This is a genomic window from Sedimentibacter sp. (assembly GCF_038562225.1).
Taxonomy (GTDB): domain Bacteria; phylum Bacillota; class Clostridia; order Tissierellales; family Sedimentibacteraceae; genus Sedimentibacter.
Map to the genome: position 1 here is coordinate 974,704 of NZ_JBCFAS010000001.1, position 25,460 is coordinate 1,000,163.

Annotated in this window: 22 protein-coding genes; 9 read left to right on the forward strand and 13 right to left on the reverse strand. The window is 37.3% G+C overall.

The features are described 5' to 3' along the window. Positions 1-56: 56 nt before the first annotated feature. On the reverse strand, positions 57-413 hold the full coding sequence (locus tag AAGU76_RS04615; protein WP_342484266.1) for an arsenate reductase family protein: 357 nt from the start codon (positions 411-413) through the stop codon (positions 57-59). A 300-nt stretch (positions 414-713) separates the two neighbouring features. Between AAGU76_RS04615 and AAGU76_RS04620 the strand changes: the two genes are divergently transcribed. After that, positions 714-1,004, forward strand: a complete 291-nt coding sequence (locus tag AAGU76_RS04620; protein WP_342484267.1) for a hypothetical protein — start codon at positions 714-716, stop codon at positions 1,002-1,004. Positions 1,005-1,101: 97 nt separating this feature from the next. On the opposite strand, the gene AAGU76_RS04625 is transcribed toward AAGU76_RS04620, so the two are convergent. From AAGU76_RS04625 to AAGU76_RS04645, 5 genes are all read right to left on the reverse strand, one after another. Beyond that, positions 1,102-2,826: a diguanylate cyclase gene (locus AAGU76_RS04625; protein ID WP_342484268.1), complete on the reverse strand. Its 1,725-nt coding sequence runs from the start codon at positions 2,824-2,826 to the stop codon at positions 1,102-1,104. A 344-nt stretch (positions 2,827-3,170) separates the two neighbouring features. Beyond that, positions 3,171-4,559: a glycosyl hydrolase family 18 protein gene (locus AAGU76_RS04630; RefSeq protein ID WP_342484269.1), complete on the reverse strand. Its 1,389-nt coding sequence runs from the start codon at positions 4,557-4,559 to the stop codon at positions 3,171-3,173. Positions 4,560-4,624: 65 nt separating this feature from the next. Then, positions 4,625-6,280, reverse strand: coding sequence for a hypothetical protein (locus tag AAGU76_RS04635; RefSeq protein WP_342484270.1), 1,656 nt, complete (start codon positions 6,278-6,280; stop codon positions 4,625-4,627). Between the two features lie 77 nt (positions 6,281-6,357). Next, the gene (locus AAGU76_RS04640; protein WP_342484271.1) at positions 6,358-8,364 is read right to left on the reverse strand and encodes a WG repeat-containing protein; all 2,007 of its coding nucleotides are present in this window, start codon (positions 8,362-8,364) and stop codon (positions 6,358-6,360) included. A 45-nt stretch (positions 8,365-8,409) separates the two neighbouring features. Further along, positions 8,410-9,804, reverse strand: a complete 1,395-nt coding sequence (locus tag AAGU76_RS04645; protein WP_342484272.1) for a hypothetical protein — start codon at positions 9,802-9,804, stop codon at positions 8,410-8,412. Between the two features lie 253 nt (positions 9,805-10,057). On the opposite strand from AAGU76_RS04645, the gene AAGU76_RS04650 reads away from it, so the two are divergent. Further along, complete coding sequence (locus AAGU76_RS04650) at positions 10,058-10,513, forward strand: hypothetical protein (RefSeq protein WP_342484273.1); 456 nt, start codon at positions 10,058-10,060, stop codon at positions 10,511-10,513. A gap of 88 nt (positions 10,514-10,601) precedes the next feature. Here AAGU76_RS04650 and AAGU76_RS04655 read toward each other — a convergent pair whose 3' ends face one another. The 4 genes from AAGU76_RS04655 to AAGU76_RS04670 form a co-directional block, all read right to left on the reverse strand. Further along, positions 10,602-11,681, reverse strand: a complete 1,080-nt coding sequence (locus AAGU76_RS04655; protein WP_342484274.1) for a reductive dehalogenase domain-containing protein — start codon at positions 11,679-11,681, stop codon at positions 10,602-10,604. A gap of 23 nt (positions 11,682-11,704) precedes the next feature. Beyond that, positions 11,705-12,652, reverse strand: a complete 948-nt coding sequence (locus AAGU76_RS04660; protein WP_342484275.1) for a DMT family transporter — start codon at positions 12,650-12,652, stop codon at positions 11,705-11,707. 117 nt (positions 12,653-12,769) lie between these two features. Beyond that, entirely contained in the window at positions 12,770-13,066 is a 297-nt protein-coding gene (locus AAGU76_RS04665; protein WP_342484680.1) for a nitrous oxide-stimulated promoter family protein, read from the reverse strand. 71 nt (positions 13,067-13,137) lie between these two features. After that, positions 13,138-13,737, reverse strand: coding sequence for a GNAT family N-acetyltransferase (locus AAGU76_RS04670; protein WP_342484276.1), 600 nt, complete (start codon positions 13,735-13,737; stop codon positions 13,138-13,140). Between the two features lie 343 nt (positions 13,738-14,080). Here AAGU76_RS04670 and AAGU76_RS04675 point away from each other — a divergent pair, with 343 nt between their 5' ends. The 4 genes from AAGU76_RS04675 (at position 14,081) to AAGU76_RS04690 (ending at position 18,992) form a co-directional block, all read left to right on the forward strand. Further along, complete coding sequence (locus AAGU76_RS04675) at positions 14,081-15,055, forward strand: L-threonine 3-dehydrogenase (protein ID WP_342484277.1); 975 nt, start codon at positions 14,081-14,083, stop codon at positions 15,053-15,055. A gap of 552 nt (positions 15,056-15,607) precedes the next feature. Next, entirely contained in the window at positions 15,608-16,699 is a 1,092-nt protein-coding gene (locus AAGU76_RS04680; protein WP_342484278.1) for an ABC transporter permease, read from the forward strand. Positions 16,700-16,759: 60 nt separating this feature from the next. Next, positions 16,760-18,313 carry an efflux RND transporter periplasmic adaptor subunit gene (locus AAGU76_RS04685; RefSeq protein WP_342484279.1) on the forward strand — a complete coding sequence of 518 codons (1,554 nt, stop codon included), beginning with the start codon at positions 16,760-16,762 and terminating at the stop codon, positions 18,311-18,313. Position 18,314: 1 nt separating this feature from the next. Then, the gene (locus AAGU76_RS04690; RefSeq protein WP_342484280.1) at positions 18,315-18,992 is read left to right on the forward strand and encodes an ABC transporter ATP-binding protein; all 678 of its coding nucleotides are present in this window, start codon (positions 18,315-18,317) and stop codon (positions 18,990-18,992) included. A 110-nt stretch (positions 18,993-19,102) separates the two neighbouring features. Here the strand turns inward: AAGU76_RS04690 and AAGU76_RS04695 are convergent, their stop codons facing one another. Continuing rightward, positions 19,103-19,972, reverse strand: a complete 870-nt coding sequence (locus AAGU76_RS04695; protein WP_342484281.1) for a nitrilase family protein — start codon at positions 19,970-19,972, stop codon at positions 19,103-19,105. 246 nt (positions 19,973-20,218) lie between these two features. Between AAGU76_RS04695 and AAGU76_RS04700 the strand changes: the two genes are divergently transcribed. From AAGU76_RS04700 to AAGU76_RS04710, 3 genes are read left to right on the forward strand one after another with little or no spacing between them, the layout of a single operon-like run. Next, positions 20,219-22,489 carry an FAD-dependent oxidoreductase gene (locus AAGU76_RS04700; protein ID WP_342484282.1) on the forward strand — a complete coding sequence of 757 codons (2,271 nt, stop codon included), beginning with the start codon at positions 20,219-20,221 and terminating at the stop codon, positions 22,487-22,489. An 11-nt stretch (positions 22,490-22,500) separates the two neighbouring features. Further along, on the forward strand, positions 22,501-23,775 hold the full coding sequence (locus AAGU76_RS04705; RefSeq protein WP_342484283.1) for an aconitase X: 1,275 nt from the start codon (positions 22,501-22,503) through the stop codon (positions 23,773-23,775). Continuing rightward, entirely contained in the window at positions 23,776-24,219 is a 444-nt protein-coding gene (locus AAGU76_RS04710) for a DUF126 domain-containing protein (RefSeq protein ID WP_342484284.1), read from the forward strand. Positions 24,220-24,363: 144 nt separating this feature from the next. On the opposite strand, the gene AAGU76_RS04715 is transcribed toward AAGU76_RS04710, so the two are convergent. Continuing rightward, positions 24,364-24,903 (reverse strand): nitroreductase family protein, encoded by a 540-nt coding sequence (locus tag AAGU76_RS04715; protein WP_342484285.1) that lies wholly within the window; start codon positions 24,901-24,903, stop codon positions 24,364-24,366. A gap of 40 nt (positions 24,904-24,943) precedes the next feature. Continuing rightward, a complete protein-coding gene (locus AAGU76_RS04720; protein ID WP_342484286.1) occupies positions 24,944-25,411 on the reverse strand; it encodes a cupin domain-containing protein in 468 nt (155 codons plus the stop codon). Positions 25,412-25,460: the final 49 nt, after the last annotated feature.

Here is a 25,460-nt window from a genome sequence, read left to right on the forward strand (position 1 = left end):
TCCTTGTGATACTTTTTCTCAAGCAAGATAATATCAGTTATGTCCTTTAATTAGTATCATGACAATTTTGTCTTCCAATCGTCTTCTTTGAATCCAACAAGCACTATATCTTCTCCAACAAATATAGGCCTTTTTACAAGCATACCATCTGTTGCCAAAAGCTTAATTTGCTCCTCTTCGGACATATCATTCAACTTTTCCTTAATATTCAAATCCTTGTACAGTGTACCGCTTGTATTGAAAAACTTTTTTAAGGGATATCCGCTTTTCTCTATCCATTGCCTTAGTTCAATTTCATTGGGATTATCTTCCTTAATGGGTCTTTCCTCAAACTCAATATTATTTTCTTCCAGCCAAGACTTGGCTTTTTTGCACGTAGTTCATTTTGAATAACATATAAATGTATTTTTCATTTTCGTATCCTCCTGTTTTGTTGTATCAATGGTAAACTAATTCACTGCCATCATTAATAGATTATAAGGACAGGCCTATATGCCAAACCAATGCCGCTTCCTTCAGCATATATATTTCATACAGCACCCATTTAGCTTTAACTTTGTCATTATACCATAAATAAAGACGGTAATTTGTGATTAAATATTATCATATTTCTTTTTAGCTCTAATAATTTAAAAGCCCAAGAAGCAAATCTAATTCTTAAACTATAAAACAAGCATAGAATTTACTAATACTATAATTTAGGGAGTGATTAAATGTTTAATGACTTTATGACCGCTGATGTACTTACAACCTTTGCAGGTATCACAGGCGCTACTATGCTAATCGTACAGTTTACTAAATCTATAATTAAAAATAAACTAGGAGATTCATTTGTAAGAATTTACAGTTTTATAATATCATTAATTCTGACTTTCTTTTTTGCTAATACAGGCGATAAGGCACAAGATATTATAATGATGATACTAAATGCTATTTTAATAACAATAACAAGCATGGGAGGTTATGAGATGATCTCCGACCCTATGGCAAAGAAGAACAAATAATAAAAAAGGGGCTGAGGTTTAATTTAAACTTCACCCCTGCAGCATCTTTAGTAACAAAAATTGCCTATATCTTTCTGTTTGAAATTCTGGTGCTTGTTTAAATTGAACTACTGTCAAACACTGCCTTTAAATGGCTTTGTTTTTCTGCATACATGGCATAATCACTCCTATGTATGGTTTTTTCCATATCATCCCCGTTATGAAACTCAGAAACTCCAATGCTTACAGTGATTAAAAAATTATTTTTTCCCACCAAAAAAGGCTCTGAAAAACTTTTCTTAATTCTTTGTATTATGCCTTCTATATTTCTGTCATTGTCCTTTACGCTGACAAATGCTACAAATTCATCTCCTCCATAACGGCACAAAACATCTGTTTCACGATGAAAGCTTTCCCTTAATCTTTTAGCACTTTCTTTCAAAATTTCATCACCCACACTGTGTCCGTATACATCATTAATATATTTAAATTTATCCAAATCAAAAAACAATACATAAAGGCGTTTCCCCTCTTCTACCTTATATCCTTTTTTTATAAGTCTGTTTAAATAGTATCTATTATATAAACCTGTAAGCGAATCTGTTGTAACTACCTCTTCCAAATAATAATTTTGTTGTATTATTTGAACTAAATTTTCAATTACAACAACCGAATAGCTTATTAATAAAAAGAATATCCCGATTGGCAATATATCATAACCTATGTTCATAAACGAATCTGCCAGCATGCATATTATTACAGATGCAATACCAACTATAATGATTTTGACTCCTGCCATCTTTCTTTTTAAACCTTCAACCAACACATAGCCAAAGTAAGGAAAGCTTGCTACACATAACCAAATGTATGGTTGGAGGAGATTAGCATAAATTTCATTAACAGTAAAAATGGTTATAAATATGCTTATAGCTATAAACAATTTACATGCACTATGGACATACTTATTTGGCGTTGCATATTTCAACGAATTAAAAAACATGCCGAATAATGGCAACATAAGATAACCGGTAAGAAACTCCATCCTTGTTCCTGCTTCCCAGGATAAATTATATATAAAATCATAAAATAGTTTATAATTTGTCAGCAGCACTCTGATAGATGTCAAAAGACATATAAAAGAAAAATATAAAAGCGGTTTAAAACTTCCGTTTATAGAATATAATCCTAGGAAAAACAAACCTAATGTCAGCAAAGAAGAAAATAGAAATATTTGTTGACGTTCCTGTTGAGAGGAATATTTGTACATCATATTTTCGTCCCCTAACAGAGCATTTCTCCAAAACCCTCCGTAATTATATGAATAATTTGATATTTCAATTAATAACTCAACATTACCTTCTTCGTCAGGTCTGAAATATCCAAGCTTTTTCTTCATTTCCGGCTCATGTTCCTCTTGGGTATATCCCACTCGACCGGCTTTTAAAACTTCATTTCCATTGGCAATAAGTCTGTAAGCACTTGTTATGCTTATAATTTGTATACTGTAATGTACGTCCTTGTTTAATCCTGAAATTCTTAATTTATAAGTTGCTGTTCCGTAAGGGTTATTGCCCATGTTTTCACTTTTTTTAAATATATGGGGCACATCAACATATTCTTCAGATGTTGAATTTTCAATATCCTTTATCATCAAGCCATCATAATATTGCCATTCACCTGTTAATTTGAGAAGTGTTGATTCATCCCATTCGTTTAAGTCAATCTTACCTTTATCAGCTTGTACCGTTTTTAGTTCAACATCATTATTGGTTACAATAAAAATAGTAGTGCAAATCATAACAATTATTAGAAGTATATACATGTACCTTAAGTAATATTTCATAATCTCCGCCCAAAAAAGAAATTTATTTTTAGTTACGTGTTAAAATATTTAATGTATAAAATTTCCATTGTTCATTATATATCATTTATTGTTTTTTTAAAACATATTTTTACTTTGCTTAATTTAAATTTTTAGGCATAATCCCGCTATATACAAAAATAATGAATGGATTTGTGCTACTACATTGACACAAATCCATTCATTAAAATCCCCTCAACATTCATAATTATAATTATTTAATTGAGGGGATTGACTAATTTTGCTGAATACATTTACTCTATTTGTCTGTCTGCTGTTTGCTTAAAACACAGGGCAAAATGTTTTTACCCGCACCTTTTTCAGTTTCATTTAATTAATATTGCTGTATTACTATTATCATGCCATTGGACTTCATAACCCAATGCATTAAAAACAGCTCTTACAGGAATGTATGTCCTGTTGTCATTGACAACCGAAGAAGTATCCAGCTTTACATTTTGACCGTTTACTTCCATATACTTTTTGCCCACGGGGACGTTTATGACTTCATCGGATTTTTTTGCTGTAATTATCTGTTTTTTGCTGTCATAGCTAACTTCCGCTCCGATAGCTTCCAGTGATTTTCTTATTGGAACCATCAATCTTCCACGATTATCAATATACGGAACTCCATAACCTTCTTCTTCATTAAAAACAAGTTCTCTATTATCTATTACAACAGTGACATAATTACCTAACTCTTCTTTTGTGAGCTTCTCAGTTCTTTTAAGCATATCATGTATCATTGACACGATGCTGTATTGGTCGTTTGTATCTTCGTTTACATCAAACAGCATTAATCCTCCGGCTCTGTTAAGTGCAATTACTGTTTTTTCTCTTAATGTATTGATGCCGTTGTAATAGGACTCAAGAGGCGTAGTAGGAGCATAATCCGTGAAGGCATATTCAGGGTTTTCAGCTACGAGGTGCCTGTACTGCTTCCAGCTTGGTTTTGCATAAAGCGGAATTCCCATTATGATCTTTTCATGAGGAAGCCCTCTGTTGAGCCAATAGGAAATAGAATTTTCGAAAAACCATATGGGGCTGTGATCCGCATTGTTCATATCATAAGCCATTACATTAATAAAACTGAATCTTTCAAGACATCTTTCAGTAATAACACTGGTGTCCTCAGCCGCCCAGTCTTCATACCACGAGCCGTTAAGGGCTGCCGTCAATTCTTTACCTTTCAAATTCAGTGCATCGCTTAATTCTATAACAAGTTTTTCATAAATGTCTGCTGTGCCCTTATTTGGGTGTTCCCAATCCAGTTCGACTCCGTCAAGATTGTATTCGTCAACCATTGCACATACGTTTTCTATGAATATTTCCCTTTTTACGTCTGTTGAAGCTAATTCCTTAAATACAGGCTCCAGCATATTACCTTCATAGGACCATCCCCCCAATGAAATGAAAACTTTTGTTCCATCTTTGTGGGCCTTTTCTACTAATTCCTTCAGCTGCTCCGGGTTTTTCAGTTCATGCAGTGTTCCATCTGTTTTGGGAATAACAAAAGAATACATTATATGAGTCAGTTTTTCTGTCTGAATCTTCTCAACGGGTTCATTGAACAAATCTCCTGAATAATATCCCACAACCTTGAAATCATTGCTGTCTATCCTGTCATTTGATGTTTTCACATTGATACAGGCAGATGTTATCGGCAGCAATAACGATACTAAGACAATTATTACTATTGCATTATTTTTCTTCATATGCTCCCCCTTATAAAAACATTTCGAGGTCAGACCTTTAATTTCTAAAGGTCCGTCCCCAGAATTTAGTCATTATACTTAACTGAAACTAGTTCGGCCGTATTAGAAGCTTCTGTGGCAGCATAGTGTATATTATAATCGTTTATTGTTATTTCGCACTCTTTGCTGAATGGCTCTTCGCCTAAAATTTCCTTGATGTTTTCGTTAGAAAACCTAAATCCTGAGCCGTCTCTTGTATCCTTCATGTGGTGAGGAAGTTTACTTGCACTTTCTGAATCAGCAACAAAATATACTTGGTATCCAAATTCATCATCCACACTGACATTTAATTTTCCGGTAAGAGTGGTTTCTCCTGTGAATTTTATCCTTATTCTTTCTAGTTCTTCCGGAAAGTCTTCTGTACAGCGGTATACTACCGAAATATCTTCAGCCACCATTCCTAAAAATGCATCTCCCTCATATACCTCAACTTTATTGTCCCCGTATTTAAAAGTTCCATAATTCACGTCTTTAGTCAAATAGTCTTTTCCACTGCTGCTAATGTCATTATTAAAATACCTGTACCCTATGGTGTGAGACCTTTGCGGATTACTTGAATTGCCATATGGTTGGTTTGTCATTTTAAAATCAGTATAATTTTTATTTGACTTATCTTCATTGGACTTTTCAAACATGTATCCTGATTCACCATCAGAAGAAGCTATTTTAATCTTTGAAAATTCTCCCAGTGCCACAAAATAGTACGTGCTTTCAGCTACTTCTAGCCCATCTATTTTATTTTCAACTGCAATTAAATAATCATCATCAAATCCCATTATTCTTATTTCATTTTCGTTATATTCAAACAATCCCTTGTAATTTTCATCCAATGATACAATTTCAGAGAGAATTTCCCCAGGGCCTGCACCTATACCGTAATTGTAAACTAGATAATAATTTGATGATTTAAATTTTCCTCTTCCAATAGCTGAAAAATTTGCAAGCTCCTCATATAATTCATTGGTTTCAGTAAACCAAACAGAAAAATTATTACCCTTTCCTTTGTATGTAGGAAAATTCTTTTTATATTCTTTTTCTGCTATTATTTTGCCTACTTTGTTATATTGGAACACATCTCCTCCGGGATATACATTGTAATAGCCTCCGCTTTCAATTTCACCCGCAAAAAAAATTATTACGCCCCCACCATCAAACCTTCTGACGTTTTCAACTATTAATCCGCACACACTGTCTTTTGGCTGTACATTCTCATCCAGATCATTTGTTTCATATGTCTTGCCTTCATATTCAACAGTTCCTATATCATCAGTCAATTTGATGGACTTCAATTTAGCTGCCCACTTATTAACGGAAAAATCAGCATCGATTTCAACTTTATATATTCCTAATTCTTTAGGTAAATCTTTGATCAATGATAAATCTTCGAATTCTAACGGTACACTTTCACCAATTTCCAAGGGGTGATCCTGATAAATAATTTCCCTTGTTTCCTTGTCGGGAATAAAGTACAAGAAATATTTACCTGACTTTCCGTAAATCCCATCAGTAATTATTTCACCTGATAAGATACCTGTTCTGTCAATTTCAGCACCTTCAATTGAATTTTTTTTTGATTCTTTTTCAACACCCTCGTTTTCTATTAAATCATTATTTGTGTTGTTAACATTATTTGTACATGCAGTTAATAATATTAACAATACAATAAATATAATCTTCTTCATGATACCTCCAAGAACCATTTTTTGTCATAACCTTGTATTGTTCTACATTGATGAAAAACTCCCTTGCTATTAAACGTTTAAAAATCAATATCATTCAGCATCCTATACATAATAATGTAAGTTTGTTCTCTTGTAATATTGGTTTTAGGCGAAAATATGTCATTGCCAACTCCCTGCATCATATTGTTTTGAAGAACAAAATTGACTGCATCCATTGCCCAGGGCGATACACTTGATTTGTCATTTAAATAAACATCATCTGAATCTTTGTACAATCCTAGATATTTTGACAGATTAGTAAGCATTACTGCTGCTTCCTCTCTTGTAATTTCACTTTCTCCATCAAATATACCGTTTCCTCTGCCATTTACTATACCTAAATCTAGACATATGGCAATATCTTCGCTGAAGCCGTCTGTTATTGGTGGATTTACAAGGTCTATATTATTGTTTTTAAGTATTTCTTCTCTTGAAGTATCCTGATATTCTTCCAGGAACTCCACTATTATGCTGCAAAATTCATATCTTTTTATATTAAAAGTAAACGCTGCTTGGTACTCAAATGGAACCAAATTGCTTTCAATTGCCTTTGTAACTTCATCTTTTGCCCATGTTGAAGGACCATTAGTTTGCTTGAAATAATCAAAATAAGTATTAAACCTTTCAGTATGATATTTTGCTGCAATTATGTCTTCGCCATCAATATTTATAATTGAAATATCATTATAATTGTGAAGTGTGAGACGCTGTCCTGCAAAATTAACAACAGCATAACCGCCGCTTAATCCACCTGCGTAATATTTATCATTTATATATTTTACATCTGTAAAGTGCAAATTAGAATCAGCTATCATCTCTTTTCCGGTTTCTTTATTTATTAAATATGCATACCAGCCCTTATTTACAAGCATGTATTTATCAGTGGCATAATAATCTATGTAATCATATATGGGCGGTACTATTTCTTCACCATTTAAATCATAAACAGCATATTTATGTTCACCGCTTTTGTCTTCGATGACTGCTGTAACATATCCGTCCTTAACTTCTGAAATGTTATAACATTCAACAGGCAAAATTACATTTCCTTCTTCATTAACAAAGCCTGCCATTTCATCCTTGTAAACTATAAAACCATCATAACAATTCATTATGGAATCATATATAAAGGGAACAACAATTTTATTTGTGACATCTATTACTCCATAACGCCCTTCCATTATAGCTACCGCTGTTTCATTCCTTGAATACTCAATGCCTTCATACTCCAAAGGAACCACAATTTCAGCAGTAGCAGTATTAATCAAGCCAAATTTATTATTTATAGAAATTCTCAAATATCCACCATATTCGTGTATATTATAAATTTCATCATATTCAAATGAAAGTACCACTTCATTATCTAAATTTATTACTCCATATTTGTCATCATCATTAATGGCGATAATGAAATTATCATTAATGTAATCAATATATTTATAACTAAATGGAATTATTTCTTCCTTTTCGATGTTCATCATTCCGTATTTGTCATTTTTACAAGCTATGATCCTGTCATCGCTTATATAATTCAACGTATCATATACAGCAGGGATAATCAACGTCTTGTTGCATTTATGGTACAAGCCGGTTTCATAACCGTTGCCCTTTACATTACTTAAAATGAAATAATTTTCTCCTTTAGTAGGGTCAACATATTTATATCCATCCACAAAACATTCCAGTCCGTTTTTATCGACATATATGAATCTGTTTGAATAATCTATACTGTAACTGTCATTTCCGATTACGAAGCGGTAATAATTGTCATCGAAAATTTGATTTTTTCCTTCCATTCCTGCAAAAGCCAGATATTTTCCCTTTAAATTGATTAAGCTTCCATCTGGTTTTAAAATATGCCAGCTTCCATCATTAACACTTTGAACAACTTTGTCCTGCCCAAATCCATCATAGTAATAATAATCCAATGTTATTTTTTGTATGTCATCATTAAAATCCATTCCAAAAGCAAGCGTGTTTGTTGAAAATAAGAAAACACAAATTAAAAATAATACAATAAATTTAATACCATAGGATTTTTGCATGTTTCCTCCTTTTATATTCATATAATAATAGGCTTGTTATGAATATTATCTTTTCTTAAATTTCCTTGCAATTATAAAACTGATGACTATTATAGAGAATCCAACTATACCAATAACAATAGGTGCAAAATAACCGAAACTTCTGTTTATTCGTCCTTCAATCTTATCATACAATGTTATTTTTTCCTTTGAATAAAGAGCAAATGACAAATCGTCTTCCGGCAGTTTTTCTAGAGAAGCTGTGTAAACATTGCCTTCTTCTTTATTTAATTCAATGCTGCTGTGTATGATGTAAGGTGCTTCCTGTGGGGTTATGATTTTAATGTTCAGGTTATTAAAGCTGTTCCAGTTTTTTGCAGGGTTTAGGATATAATCAAACAAATACTGAGGACTTGAAGTGTTTCTTTTGTCCATTGTTCCCTTTGTGTTGTAGCTTACACTCACAGTCTGGCTTTGAGACGGAAGAAACTCAACAGAGTACAATAAAGTAATAACTCTCACAGAACCACTTTCCGATAAAACATCATCTACTGTACAGAATCCCATGTTATTCATGAAGTACTTATCCAATGCGCCTGCATAAAGATTATAAATCTGAATATCCGAAAGGTGTTCATAATCAACAAAAGAATAATTTTTCATGCTGCCAAGCAGGTATGTTCTTACATCAACTTCCTTTTCGGTTATTTCATAGGTAAACATGTCTGTTTCTTCCTTTGAAGAGCCAAGGGTATATCCTTTTACATCCATATTTATGTCTTCGCCTAAAACATAAATCTCTGCAGTCTGAGGCTGAAAGCAGCCGGAAGTAATCCTTGCTTTCCCGCCACTCAGGCTGAACCCGTTGAAATTTTCTGTGAGGATTTTTGTCTCATCCTGGTCATAAGTAAAATCTACAGTAAAATCTATACCCTTATCAGTAGTCGGTTTTATTTCAATGGAATATAGTTTTCCGATTTCATCTGCAGAAAAACTTTTGGCTTCATACATATCATTGGATATGGCAGTTACAATTTCGTCAAAATCAAATTGTTGACCTTTGTTTTCTTCAAAGCTGTTTCCGTAGCTGTTGATGACATTGCCTATGTAAACCTCATAAGGAAGCTCTTTCCCGTCAGCAGTTATTTTTATGCTATCATAATCAATATCATACAGTCTTTCAACAAATGGAAATGCCATTTGAACTGATATAGTTTTATCGGTTGGATTAATCATTTCATATTGAGCTGTAACATTTGCTTCAACAGAATGTGAATCGTTGTTTTCATCAGAAAAATCAAAAATGAGATCTTCACCTTTTACCACAATGGGAGAATCCTTGTCTATGTTCAAAATGTCATATGACGGGTACCCCTGCCAATACACAGGTGCAGAATTTGCAAAAACCATCGAAAATGATGAAATTATAAGAATCATAGCAATATAAACTGATTTTTTCATAACATGCTCCTTCGTAATAAGCGGGATATAGAATATACTATTTATACGACGAAAATTTTTACAATTTGTTCCATTATTGTCTTGTCTGGTATTAATACATCTGCATTATAATATTTATATAAAACAAGCTATATTTTTGGAAATCATAAAAATTATTATATTGACTTTTTAAGCGCTTCGGGATATTTTAGTATTGAACAAACAATTGTCAGAAATTAGAAAACGGTTTTAAACCATCACCAATGGAGGAAATATGGTACATTTAGTTTATTGTGATGATAAGGAAAAGGAATTGGAAAAAATAATAAACAAATCTAAACATATGATTATCAGAGGTGCTGCAGGCAGGAAAATTCCCCACAGCAGAGTCTTTGATGGTGAAGATCTATATTTCATGAAAAAAGGGACAGGCTTGATTACTGCAAAGGCAAAAGTAGTTTCAGTGCAAAATTATGTTAAACTTTCTCCTGAAGAGTCCTTAGAAACAATAAATAAAAATCAATCTAAATTAAATTTATCTCCAAAACAAGTAGAAAGATGGAATAAAAAGTGCCTTTGTCTTGTTGAATTTGATAATGTTGAAGAAATCACTCCTTTGATCTTTGAACATCAGGGCAACATGGATGACTGGCTAATTATAGAAAAAATCGAAGACGTATTGGTTGGCTCAAGCATTCCTTACAACTATGAAAATTCTAAATTTAAATAAGTTTTTGTAGTCTTGGAGACGGACCTTCCAATTTACTGCCAAAATAAGTTCATCCTTATTTTTGTAATTTTAAGGTCCGTCCCCTGGATTAGTCGCCGGAATTATTGACGGTAAGCCAACTGGCATCTTCTCTTATGATCGGTCGTATTCCATACTTTTCATCGAACTCCTTCAGTATTTTGTCCCTTGCTTCCTTTGAAGTTTTAATGTCCCACACTGAATTTTCAGGAATGCCGTATGTAAAAGGACAATTTGCTATACATATTCCGCAGTCTGTTCCTAAACATCTCCATCTGCGATAGCATTCTTCAGCATTAATTTTCCATCTCAATATCCCATCCTTTTCTTCCATGTCCGATTTTGAAATTGCCTTTCCAGGACATGTCCTTGCACATCTTCCGCAATCAGTGCAAAATTCCTTTACCCCAAAGTCTTCCTTCTTATCAGGTATCAGCGGCATGTCAGTAGTAACAACCCCAAGTCTCACACAAGCACCGTACTGCCTTGTAATTATAAGGCCGTTTCTCCCAAACTCTCCTAAACCTGCGTCCATTGCTACCAGTGGTGCAACCACCAGGTAATTTCCGTCCATATGGTTTCTCGCATCATATCCAAGCTCCCGGATGTAGTAAGAAATAATCATTCCAGTTGTTGCTGCTTCAACATAGCCTTTTACAACTCCAATGGATTCCGATAGCTTGGGGGCACGCATTATCATTTCTGTATCCATGGGAATTGCAAATACTATCCCATATTTATGTTTCTCATTTATTTCCTCACCATAGTTTTCCTCATGTCTGCCTCTGTGTGAATAATAATGATAATCCTTCATTTCAGTTATACCGACTAGCTTTGCATTGTAAAATTTAGCCAAGCCCTTGATTCTTTCAGTGATATCGGCAGGGTTCACATCTACTTTATTTACAATAGGAGTACCTTCACAGAATTTTCTGATGTCACTTAAATATTTAAATGCAGCATCAACAATCGGTGAATTGACTTTATCAAACATTGCTGAACCTTCACCGCCCATGGCAGGCAACGATCTCAATGAATCATCCGTTTCCTTCATCTCAGTTTTTCTATTGTAATAATCGATGTAATTTTTACTGCCTTCTTTATAGTTCATTCGTGCAAACATTATATCCCGTTCATCATATTGCTTCATGTCGTTCTCCTTGGTTTAAATTTCTATTTTGGGATTTCGGCTTCTTTGCCTTTTTCTTTAAACTTCATGTTCATCATGGCAATAGATGATAACAAGAAGATTATGCCCAGCACATTGATGAAATTTAGTTTTTCACTAAATAATACAACACCTATCAAAGTGGCAACAACTGTCTCAACTGAAGCAATAACAGGCACTCTGGATGTTTCCAGGTTTTTGCTCAGGCCTTTCATATAGAACAAATATGAACCAACAGTGGGGATGAGCCCGTATCCTATTGAATAAATCCAAAATTTAAAGCTTGAAACGCCTGCAATGGATTCCCATGGGGATGTAAATATTCCAAGTGTCAGCCAGCCAAACAAGAAGCTGTAAAACACAATTGTAAATGGATGAACGCTGCCTGAAGCAATTTTCCCGATTATCGTTACAAGACTGTAAAGAAAAGCAGAAGCCAGCCCAAAAATAATTCCTATTACAGATAATTTTAAGTAGGATAGGTTTCCGCCGGTAACCATTAAAAAGCAGCCGATGATATTTAATACCAGTGAAAAAATCTTCAGCATTCCTATTTGTTCCTGGAAAATAAATTTTGACATTATGCATACAAACACCGGCGCAGCGTACAAAAGTATGGATGCTGTTGCTACACCCACAACTCCTATACTCACATTATAACAATAATTAAAAAGCGCCTGAGACAATACCCCTAACAGCAAACATTGAATCAGTCCGCTTTTATCAATTTCGAACATTTTAATTCCGCCCATGAAAAACAAAACAGGAACAAGTATCAAAAACCCCATAAACAGTCTCATGAATGCAGTCAGTGTTGAATTTGCTCCCACACCGCTCAGCAGCTTTACAAACAGCCCGATAGTACCCCAAAGCGTTCCGGCTGCAAATATCATTACATATCCGATAATGTCACTTGAATATATTTGTTTTGTCAGTTTTATAAGTTTATTCATTTTGTATTGCGGAATATTCCGCCCTTTCTCTTTCAGTTAATTGGGGGACGGACATTGAAGTTTTCTATAAAAAAGCTCAAGTCCGTTACTTTGCTCATTTTAAGATCCGCCCTCGCATCAGTATATAATCAAATCCAAGACATGCCTAGTCAGCATAACAGGGTGCTTAAAAATCATTCTTGGACCTGAATACCTCATCACCATTTTGATTTTTTCACGCATAGATGGCTTATAACAATGAATTTTACATTTGCCGCATACAGGTTTTCTGTTTCCAAACTTGCAGCTCAAAGCCCTTGATTGGGCATAGCTTGCTAATTCCATACAATCATTGCACAATGAGCCTTTAGAAGAATGATTGCCTTCACAGTACATGCTGATCATTGTGCGCACTGTTTCCGCTTCCTTTTGCATCCTGCTTCTTTTCAAATCTCAAACTCCTTTTATCATGTAAATTGTTGTGATGTACTTTCATTTATCAAGTTTTATTTACTAAAATCTTCTCTGATCACAGAATACATGTTGCAGTCTTCAAACCCTACATTGCTTTTGTACTTCTGCCTGGCAAGGCCTTCAAACTTCATTCCAGCATTTTTCATCACTTTACCCGATGCAGGATTATTTATGGAATGATAAGATTCAATTCTATTAAAGCCAACCATTTCAAACGCAAGTCCTAAAACTTCCCTTAAAGCCTCGGTCGTAATACCTCTCCCCCAATATTTTCTGCTTATGCAATAACCAAAATCTCCGCACATGTCGCTTTCATTAACAACAAACAACCCAATGGCACCGATTGGTTCATCAGAATCTATTAATGTTATTGCCCATTGATAGAAATTATTATCTGCATATCTTTTTACCCAGTCACTAACTTTAGAAATAGTCTCTTGAACATTTTTATGATTTTCCCATCTCATATACTTGCTTACTTCACTGTCACTAGTCCAATTGTTATATACCGCTTCTGAATCTTCAATTGTAAAACGTCTGAGCACTAATCTTTCTGTTGCAAGTGTTATTGTGCCGGTATGGTTCAGTTTATTATTTATAATATAGTTAGTTTGTTTTGCAGGTCCTTCCATAGCTACCCCCTGATATAATTAAATTTTAATTATTGAATAGATCAAAGTACTGGTTCTTCATTTAGCAATATATTTGATCTTTTATTCGTTCTAAAACAACTATAGTTGAATAACGATTACATATCCCTTGTATTTTACTATAAAACAGTTGACTTAACAATAATATTTAATCTACTTAAAATTGATGCTCCTGGGTATGATAACTCAATTAGCAATTTAGTCCGTTGCGTTACCTATGGCACTTTAATTGTTTTTGACTTATCTGCAATTTATGTTTTAATTACTTATTTTTTGGCTATTATATATATTGAATAAAAGCGTTAATTAAATATGGAGGTATATTGTGAGAAGAATATTAATCACTGGGGCATTGGGTCAAATAGGTTCCGAATTAACTTTAGAAATGCGCAAAATTTACGGTTCCGGCAATGTGGTGGCCAGCAACAGAAGAGCAAAGGAAGGCCATGAAGAATTAATTGCATCCGGACCATTTGAAATCGTCGATATCAATGATCTTCAAACATTGTCAGCTGCAGTTGATAAGCACAAAATAAACACCATAGTAAACCTTGCTGCCATACTGTCGGCTGTTGGAGAAAGGGATCCTCAACAATGCTGGAACATAAATATGAATGGGCTGTACAACGTCTTAGAAACAGCCAGAGAAAAAAACTGCATGGTGTTTACGCCATCATCCATTGCCGCCTTCGGCCCTTCAACTCCTAAGGACAGTACTCCTCAGGACACAATCCAAAGACCTACCACCATGTATGGGGTAACGAAGGTCGCCGGGGAACTGTTATGTGACTATTATTTTAAAAAATTTGGTGTTGACACAAGAGGTGTCCGTTTCCCGGGACTTATTTCGTACAAGACGCTGCCCGGAGGAGGAACGACGGATTATGCGGTACATATTTATTATGAAGCCTTAAAAAGCAAGAAATATACCAGCTTCATCCGAAAAGGTACTTACATGGATATGATGTATATACGGGACGCACTGAGTGCAATTATTGAATTGATTGAAGCAGATCCCGGCAGACTTAAGCATCGCAACGCGTTTAACGTCACTGCCATGAGCTTCGATCCCGAAACACTGGCTGCATCCATAAGAAAATTCATACCTGAATTTGAACTAAGCTATGATGTTGATCCTATAAGGCAGGAAATAGCTGATTCATGGCCGAATTCATTGGATGACTCCGCCGCCAGACAGGAGTGGGACTGGAACCCGAAATACGACTTAGATTCCATGACAAAAGACATGCTTGAGAAACTAAGGGTTAAATTAGGTTCAATGATAACTATTTATGGATAATACTGCATGTTATGTTAATTGATAATTTCAGAGGGGCTAGGTTGTTGTCATCGGAACGTTATCCATCATTATGACGACAACCCCGACCCAATGTCACCCCCTGTCATTCTCAGCCACAATGCCAACCTCTTATACTATCATAGTAGCAGTCTATCAATCCTCGTTCTAACAATATTGATCACTTTTCTATCACTGTTATCAATAAATTTTCTATAATGGAATTTGACATTATTATTCTGGATAGACAAAATGTCATCCCCATAACCCTCTCCCATATTTAACAAGATACAGCACTTCGTCAGTTTACAAAATACATTATCAGGCAATAATTCCTAATTAAAGCAAGCAAAATCCTCATTTTTATTTATTTCGTAATTTATTGCAGATATATTTATGATATCATTTAGTACTAAGCAAAAATTATTTTTTATTCAATAAAGACGTTACTATGAAGTCAGCTTATCAAGGAAAGGAACTTTTATGATCCTAAGAAGTATCTTTAAAATGTCTATCCATTCAATTATGTCAAATAAAATAAGGACCTTTCTTACCATGCTTGGAATTATCATAGGTGTTTTTTCTGTAATTGTTCTGATTTCAATTGGTCAAGGTGCCACAGCCAGCGTGATGGACACAATATCAAGCATGGGTTCAAACATTATAAGCATCAATATTAGTGACAGAAGGTCTTCTTTTGACTATAAGGACTTAATTGAACTTGAAAACCTAGAAGGTGTGAAATCTGCAACTCCCATATACAACATATACGGTGCTGTCAGTCATGATCTTAAGTCAGAAAAGGTACGAGTAGTTGGAGCTAATGAAAATTACTTTAATATTAATAACTATGAGCTGGAATATGGCAGGCTAATAAGTCCCATCGATGTGGATTACAGAAATAAGGTAGCGGTTATGGGTCTGACAACAGTAAATAATCTGTTTGGTTATGATGATCCGATAGATAATGAAATTTTAATTGATGGACAAAAATACACTGTTGTCGGAGTATTAAAGCCCAAGGGTAGTTCAATAATAGGAGATTATGATGATATTGTTATAATCCCCATATCAAATATTATGAGACAAAAAAGGACTGCGGTAATCCATGAAATTACAGCTCAGGCGGAGTCAGCTGACACAGCAAGACAAGCCGCCGAAAATATAGAAAGTTATCTGTATGATTATTTAGGCAATGATGAGTCCTATACTGTATTTAGTCAAGGACAAATTCTTGATATTATGGATGACATTACAGGAATGCTTACGGCTATGCTTGCAGGCATCGCAGGGATATCCTTGTTGGTTGGAGGCATTGGGATAATGAATATTATGCTTGTCACGGTTTCAGAAAGAACCAGAGAAATCGGAATTAGAAAGGCTTTAGGTGCCGGACGCGGAAGCATAATGCTGCAATTTTTAATCGAATCATCCATAATCAGCGGAATTGGCGGAATTATAGGTGTTTTGTCGGGTATATATGCGTCGTCTTATATCAGCAAGCTGCTGGGAACCAGATTAGTTATAAACATGTATGTACTAACTGTTGCATTTGGATTTTCCTTGTTGATTGGGTTATTTTTTGGATTATATCCAGCTAACAAGGCATCAAAGCTAAGGCCCATTGATGCCCTAAGGTTTGAATAACAATCATAGTCGCGTTTACAAATCAATTAAAATACATTAGAGATTGGGAGAAAGAAGTTAATGAAAAACAAAAAGACACTTATTATAACTGCAGCAATACTTCTTATACTTTTGATTGGTTATAGAGCAAGCAGCAAGACATCATCAGAGACAAGCAGTGCATTGTCCTACGATGAAATTGAATATACGGCAGTAAAAGACAGCATATCTGTATCTGTAAAGGGCAGCGGAAGTGTTTATCCGTCAGATAGAAGAACAGTTAAATCCGAAACGGACGGAGTTGTTGAAAAAATATATGTTTCAGAAGGAGATTCTATTGAAAATAACCAGGTGCTGATTTCGTTAAAATCAAAATCTGACAGCAATAACCAGATACAAACAAAAGAACTTTCGTTAAATATTGAAAAAGCAAGAAAAAATTTAAATCAGTTATATGATAAAAACAGTGACTTGACTATTTATGCAGACAGTTCCGGGGTAGTATCCGGATTAAAAATTAAAGCTGGAGATCAAATAAGCATAAATTACAGCGTCTGCATTATAAAGGATACTGAAAACGCTTATGTAGAGGCATACTTCAGCAAGGAGCAATATGAAAAAATTAAAATCGGAGATGAAGCCTCAGTTTTCTTAACCAGATATTTCGTTACAGAGTCAGGCGTAGTACACGACATTGACAGCACCCCCATTCCGTTAGGAGGAGGAATCTTTGGATACAGGATTACTGTAAAAATCACTAATCCCGGAGGATACAGCCAGGATGAACCGGCGCAGGTGACAGTAACCAATTCAGAAGGTTCTTTAATTAATATGAATAACGGAAAAATCAGTGAAATGAAAGGAAACAATGTTTCCACATCAAGAAGCGGAAAAGTGAAATCAGTAAATGTCAAAAACGGTATGCAGGTAACCAAAGGGGACATTATTGCAGTATTAGAAGAGGAAGATACTGAGCTGCAAATCACTGAACAAATAAATCTTATCGAGAAATATCAAACTCAATTTAATGATTTGCAAGAAGGAGACACTGTTTATTCTCCTATGAGAGGAACTGTTTTAAGCATAGCTGTTTCAGAAGAAGATGTTGTGGGAAGAACTTCAGTTCTTATGACTGTTGCGGATTTGGATATGATGGAGGTTGTGCTTGCTGTCGATGAACTGGATATAACAAAAATTCGGTTGGGACGAAAGGCTAATGTTACCTCTGACGTATTTAAAGATGAAAGCTTTACCGGAAGTGTGTCTAAAATTTCTATGGAAGGAAAAAATCAAAACGGAGTTACAACCTATGACGTTACGGTACTGTTAGATGAAAGAAAAGCTTTAATGTCAGGAATGAATGTAGATATAGAAATTCTTGCCGACAGCAGAAGCGATGCAATAGTTGTGCCTGTTGATGCCATTCGCAAATCAAACGGCAACTACATGGTTACTGTCAGGGATGAATCAGGAAACGCATCAGACATAGAAGTGAAGTTAGGAATTGCAAATAAAAATTTTGCAGAAGTAATAAGCGGCATTAATGAAGGTGACATAATAGTGTACGGCAAAATTCAAAACAAATCTTCTAGTATGTTCAATGGCGGAATGATGAGCATCAGAGGAGGCCGATAGCATGTTGGAGCTTAGAAATATAAAAAAAATTTACGATATGGGTTCGGTGAAGGTGGAGGTTCTTAAAGGCATAACTCTGAAAGTTAACCAGGGTGAATTTCTGTCTGTCATGGGGCCATCAGGTTCCGGCAAATCAACTCTTATGAATATGATAGGATGCCTTGATATTCCAACCTCTGGAGAATATTATCTAGACGGCAGGGAAATAAGCACCTACAGCGAACGTCAGCTGTCAAAGATACGAAATGAAAAAATAGGATTTATATTTCAGAAGTTCAATCTCCTCACAAAGTTAACGGCCTATGAAAATGTAGAGCTGCCCCTGATATACAGAGGCATGAGCCACAGGGAGCGAAAGGAACGAACATTGGAGGCATTAGAAAAGGTTGGATTGACTGAAAGAATGAACCACAGACCCACAGAGCTGTCCGGCGGCCAGCAGCAAAGAGTTGCAATTGCTAGAGCTTTGGCAGGCAGCCCGCCGGTTTTACTGGCAGATGAGCCTACAGGCAACCTTGACTCTAAATCAGGAAATGACATTATGAATTTAATAAAGAACTTAAACGACGAAGGAAAGACCATAGTCCTAATTACCCATGACGGTGAGGTTGCCCGACAGGCTCAAAAAACCGTTACAATTAAGGACGGCTTATTGTCAGAAAACGCCAACCGTTTTTAAGGATTGGCGTTAAACTCTGTATTTTGACCTGTTTAAAACAGCGGGCTAATGTAATAGCTGTTCAGCGTTTCGGAGCTTCCATGTCACCCTGCTGCTTCTATACTGCCTGCTTAATTGTAGCTTAATGGATCATATCCCAGGAATTCATCGTAGACATCCAATCTTCTGTCTTTCTTTGTTGAATTGTACTTAGTTGTTCCGTGAGCCCTTACTTTGGCAAAATTGCAGTTGCCGTAAATGATCTGCTCAGTATCGTCTGCGGGCCCGGCAATAGGAATGCCGGCTGTTCTTATTATTAAACTTTTCCCGGGGAATACCATCTCTCTTTCTGTTCCCACCCTGTCTGCTGCAGCTATGTATATTCCATTTGAATGGGCAGCGGCCATGCCAAGAACAGGTCCAAAATTTTTCATGTTATCCGGAAGGCTGTCTATGGTAACCCAATTTGTGGGAACACACACTATATCGGCACCCTGAGCAGAAAGAATCCTATATGTTTCGGGAAACCACATGTCGTAGCATATTATGATACCAATCCTGCCGATTGGCGTATGAAACACAGGCAGTCCGAGATTTCCCGGCTCAAACCACAGGAACTCATCTTCCCACAGATGTAGCTTTCTATATTTTCCGATCAACCCCTCAGGTCCTACCAATACTGCTGTGTTGTACAAATCTGTGCCATCTATTTCCGTGATTCCTGACACTATGTATACATTCCTGTCTAGAGCTGCCTTGCTCCATGCTTTTACGCTTTCACTGTCATTGATGTTCTCTGCTAAGTCAATTGCTTCTTGTCTGTTGTCAAAATTGTATCCTGAATTGGCCATTTCAGGCATAACTATAAGCTTGGCCCCATTATCTGCAGCTTCATTTATCATATGCACAGATTTTTTTATATTTCCCGCAATGTCGCCTATTTTTACATCCATTTGCAAACATGCGACCTTAACGTCCAGCTTCCTTTTTTTAATTTCCACTTCTTCCTCCTGATTGTAAAAATTATGTATTATTCCAGTCACCTTACTAATAAAGACCCGTCTCTATATTCATTATCACTCTTAAACTCTAATTTTGCAAAAGTTTTTTTAACAAAGGTCTATTCATTTGTTGAATATTTCACAAAATAATATCTTGTGCTTTTCTTATCTTTATTATATCATAAAAGTAACGTATGTAAATAAATGGAAATGCGCACTATTATAAAGCAAAGGAAGTGTTAAGTTATGAAAACAGATGCATTGGTGCAAGAACTTATCGACAGCTACGGTGACTGGGTTTCAGATGGAAAACGTTCACATTTTTCAATGGGCTCCATGACAAAAAATCTGTATCCCTATGATTACATATTCAGTCCCATTCGTGTAAATCATCTGGTTATCAAGAACCGCATCGTCATGGCTCCTATGGGCAACATCGATATGTGCGAGGAAACAGGACGTCCCAACGACAAGATGCTCCAGTATTTCTTCGCAAGAGCAAAGGGCGGCACCGGTCTTCTGACCACCGGACTCATACCAATTTCTCACGGTATTGACAACTCTATCACAGAAATGGGCAAACTGTCTTACTTCCCCAGAATCGACCGCAGCCGCACAGTACAAGCTGGCTGGCGCGATCTGGCGCAGGGCTGTCACGCTTTCGGCTCCAGAATTTTTATACAGTTAACACCAGGGCTTGGTCGTGTGGGTAATCCGCAATGCCTGGTCAATGAATTAAAGTTCCCGGTTTCAGCATCGTGGAATCCTAATTTCTATATTTCTCAGATTCCCTGCGCCAGGATTTCCGACGGGAAACTGAAGAAGATTGTCAAAAACACAGGTCAGGCAGCGGCAGATGCCAAGGCCTGCGGCTTAGACGGTGTCTATCTCCACGGTCATGAGGGTTACCTGCTTGAGCAAATGACCAATCCTGCCTTTAACCGCAGAAAGATGGGACGTTATGCCTACTGGAAACAGTTCGGCATTGACCTTGTTACAGAAATCCGCAATAGAACAGATCCATCATACCCTATTATGTACCGTATAGACTTAAGTCTTGCTTTGAATGAAACCTATGGTTCAACCATGGAAACGGAAAGTGCTTTAAAAAAATTCACCAACGGCCGCTCCATTGAGGATACGCTTGAATACATGGAAGATTTAGTCAGAGCCGGCGTTGACATGTTTGACGTTGACCTGGGATGCTACGATAACTGGTGGCTGCCCCATCCCCCTGCTGGCATGCCCGCAGGCTGCTTCCTGGAGATAAGCAAGTACGCCAAGGAATATTTCAAGAGCAATGGCATCAAGTCCAATGCAGGTGTGGAGGTACCCATCGTGGCTGTAGGAAAGCTTGGCTATCCTGACCTTGCAGAACAGGCACTTCGGGACAACATGTGCGACATGGTGATGCTGGGGCGCCCGCTTCTGGCAGATCCTGAATGGCCTAACAAGGTGTATGCCGGTAAAGTTGAAGAAATCTGTCCATGCATAGGTTGTCAGGAGGGATGCATCAACGAATTCGTGGATGGCGGCCATCCCCAGTGCGCTGTAAATCCAAGAACCGGATTTGAGGATGTGCATCCGGCTATTCCCGCTGATGCAAAAATAAAAAAACACATTGCAGTTATTGGCGCAGGGCCAGCCGGATGCAACTTTGCCTTACAGGCTGCTGCAAGGGGCCATAAGGTTGACTTGTATGAAAAATCCGGCAGCATTGGCGGTAAGATGATTCCCGGCTCAACACCTAAGGGAAAATTTGACTTTAACAACTACCGAATGTATGTGGAAGCAACAGTGATAAAAGCGGCCGAAGAAGGCATGATCGATATTTTTCTTAATACAGAATGTGATCTGGATACCCTGAAGAAGAAAAGCTATGATACGATCGTGACCGCCATCGGCACCAAAGCAGCAGAACTTAATGTCCCAGGCTATGAAAATATGAAGACTGCACAGGCAACAGAACTGCTAGAGAATCCTGAGCTGCTGGGAGAGGCAAAGAAGGTTGTAATTATCGGAGGAGGTGTGGTTGGCTGCGAAACTGCCTACTGGCTGTCTTTTGAAAAAAATATGGATGTTACTGTGGTAGAAATGCTGCCTTACCTTATGGATGGGGCCTGCACCGCGAACCGCGGCCATTTGATCTATTACATGAAAAAAAACGGTGTAAAACTCATCAATATGGCAATGGTGAAGGGCTTTGAAAACAACAAGGTAAAGATTTCCCGCAACACTCATAAGAATGTTCCCAACCCATATAATACCTGGCAGCCCATCCTGCCAAAAAATATTGAAAATCCTCTTGCACCAAAGGTAAAGGACGAATATCAGGAAGAGTTTCTGGATGCTGATCTGGTAGTCTTTGCCATGGGCGGCAGACCTGATGACAGCCTGTACTTTGCTTTGCAGGAAGCCCACGCATCACCTGAAATCTACAATATCGGAGACAGCTTCGCCGCCGGCAGAGTGCTTGAAGCAAACCGGGCAGCATATAATCTTGCTGTTAAGCTGTAAGGAGGAAATCTATGAATTTAAAACCTGAGCAACAAGCCATTTTAAACGGTGAAAAGGGTGAAACGCTGGCAAAGGTAATGAAGACCTTAGTCATGTTTGGTGAAGCCTTTGGCGCAGAAACGATGGTACCTGTAACCAGTAAATACAACCACCTTGTCACCTCTTTTGGACTCGGTGCTCTGCAGCCAGTCTATGATCTGATGAACCAGCTTATTGATGCGGGTGCTGTGTCCAGCCAAAAGTTCACAGCAGACCCAAGACCCATGGATAAAAATGTTCCATCCGGTTTCCTACAAAATCTGGTTTTCAAAAATTTTATGTACAACAAGCAAGATTACTATGAGGATCAGCTGAAAAAGCTGGGCCTTCTCAACGACGACGCTTTTACCTGCACCTGCTATATGGATGAAGTAGGAAATAAGCCCAACAAGGGTGATGTCCTATCCTGGTCTGAATCCTCTGCCGTTGTCTATGCCAACTCCGTACTGGGTGCCCGCTGCAACCGCAATTCTGGTATACTCGACATCATGGGCTCAATCGTAGGCTTTGTGCCCTACTTTGGCCTTCTTACCGATGAAGGCCGCAAGGCAGACTGGATTGTAGAAGTCAAAACCTCTAAAAAGCCGGAAGCGCAGCTCCTTGGATCTGCAATAGGCATGAAGGTAATGGAAGATGTTCCATATGTAAAAGGCCTTGACAAATGGCTGGGCAATAACCTAAATGATGATGCCTGCACCTACCTTAAGGACTTCGGCGCAGCGACCGCATCCAATGGTGCAGTGGGTCTGTATCACATTGACGGTCTGACGCCGGAAGCCGTAGAGCAAGGAGAACAGCTTATTACTGACGGTGCAAAGGTCTATGTCATAGACGATGATGAGCTCCAGCGTGTTTATGACAACTATCCTGTAATGTGGAAAAACCTTGATGCCAAACCCAAGCTATGCTTCATGGGCTGTCCTCATATGAGCCTGCAGCAGCTTAAGGACTGGACAGACAAGGTAGAATCATCACTGAAGCAGTATGGAAACAAGAAGGTCGTTATTCCCACTGTGTTTACGGCAGCACCAGGTGTTTTAAAGGAATTTGAAACCACGTCCTATTCAGCTCGGCTGAATGCTGCCGGTGTCATTACCTCATATATATGCCCCCTGATGTACATGAACAACCCTCTGAGCGCAAAGATGCCGGTCATAACCTCAAGTAACAAGCTTCGAACATATACCACCGCACGCTATTTCACCGATGATGAAATACTGGTTCAGATTACAAAAGGAGGGAAGTAAATGAGAACATTTAAAGGACGCGTTGTAACACCCGGCACCTCAAAGGCGGAAGCTCTGGTCTCACACGGTGGTCTGAATACACTTGCTTCATTCCAGAAGGCGCTGCAGTTCGGAGATAAGACTTCCAAGTGCAGCGATCAGAACAATAAGGATCTTTATGGAAAGCCCATGGCTGGCAAGGCTTTATGTCTGCCTCAGACTATCGGCTCTACAACTGGCGGTCTGGTGCTTTACACGGCCTGCTCCATGGGCCGTCAACCTGCCTGTATGCTGTTTGCCAACCATATTGACTCATTGGCTGCAGCAGGTGCAATTCTGTCTAATATTTGGCTGGATGGTGTTTCCATGCCGGTCATTGACTCTCTCGGGGACGAATTCCTCGCTTATGTCAAGGATGGGATGCAGATTACAATTGATGAAAACGGTACAATTACTGTAATTTAAATCTTGATCAATATTATGGACTAAAATTCCAACAAACACTAATTCAATCACTATAAATATTAAGAAAGGGCAAATCAGTATTTTTCTCTGATTTGCCCACTTTTGTTTATTAGCAAACTGTTTTATTCTTCAACCTTTTTTATATTACCATTTTTCATACCGAACGATTTCATCCATATTTTTTCTTGGTCGTTGATTTGGTGCTTCATCACCATATCCCAGCGTAATTATTCCGCACACATATTTATCTTCCGGAATGTTTAAAACAGGTCTGACAGCAGCTTGTTCAAACCAAGCTGTCCAACATGTTGCCAATCCCAAATGCTCTGCTTCAAGCAATATATGTTCTATCGCAATAGCTGTATCTCTGATAATTTGTTTAAGCTCTGGCTCAGGGCTGTTCTCATCCAGCCTGACACTGATACTTTCAGAAATACGACAGCGAATATCAGCTACACACACAATAAATACCGGAGCTGTCATCATCCATTCTTGGTTATGATCAGCAATCGATAATTTCTCTTTCGTTTCCTCTGATTCAACTATGATGAAAGTCCATGGTTGAGTATTACTGCCAGATGGTGCCAATCTGGCACTTTCTAATACTTGAACAACCTTTTCTTTTTCAATTTTTTTATTAAGATATTTACGGATGCTTCTTCTGCTTTCTATTTGTTCCAGCATGTTAATCTCCTTTTCTATATAGGTCATAGGGGAAGCTTGCTCATTTTTTATGATTTGGCTCAGATGTCCACGACGAATCTAAATCTTTTCCTCTGAAAATTCGGCGTTGGTCATTCGATTTCTGAAGATACATATCCTCATCCGGATAGTAGCAGGTATCCTCTTTTTCGTTGGTTCCCACATCTAAAATGACCAGACTTTCATTGCCGGAGTTATAAAACGTATGCGCGATTTCTTGCGCCGCCGGTTTTGCGATGAAGTCACCTTGTTTCACAAACCACTCTTTGTCGTTTAAGCGCAAAGTTCCGGAGCCAGAAAGGATCATAAAAAACTCTTCTTGTTGGGAGTGGCTATGATATTTGGTGCTATATGCTTTCGGCGGAACGTAATCAATGTTCACATAAATCTTTTGGCTCCCCGCTGCAGCACCCAAAGATTTTGTAACTAAGCCAACGGAATCATTCCATAAAAATTCTTCTGGTAATTGCTCTGCATTCAATATTTCCATGTGTTTTGTTCCTCCTTATTAAAAATATAAGTAATTTGTATTTCGCATT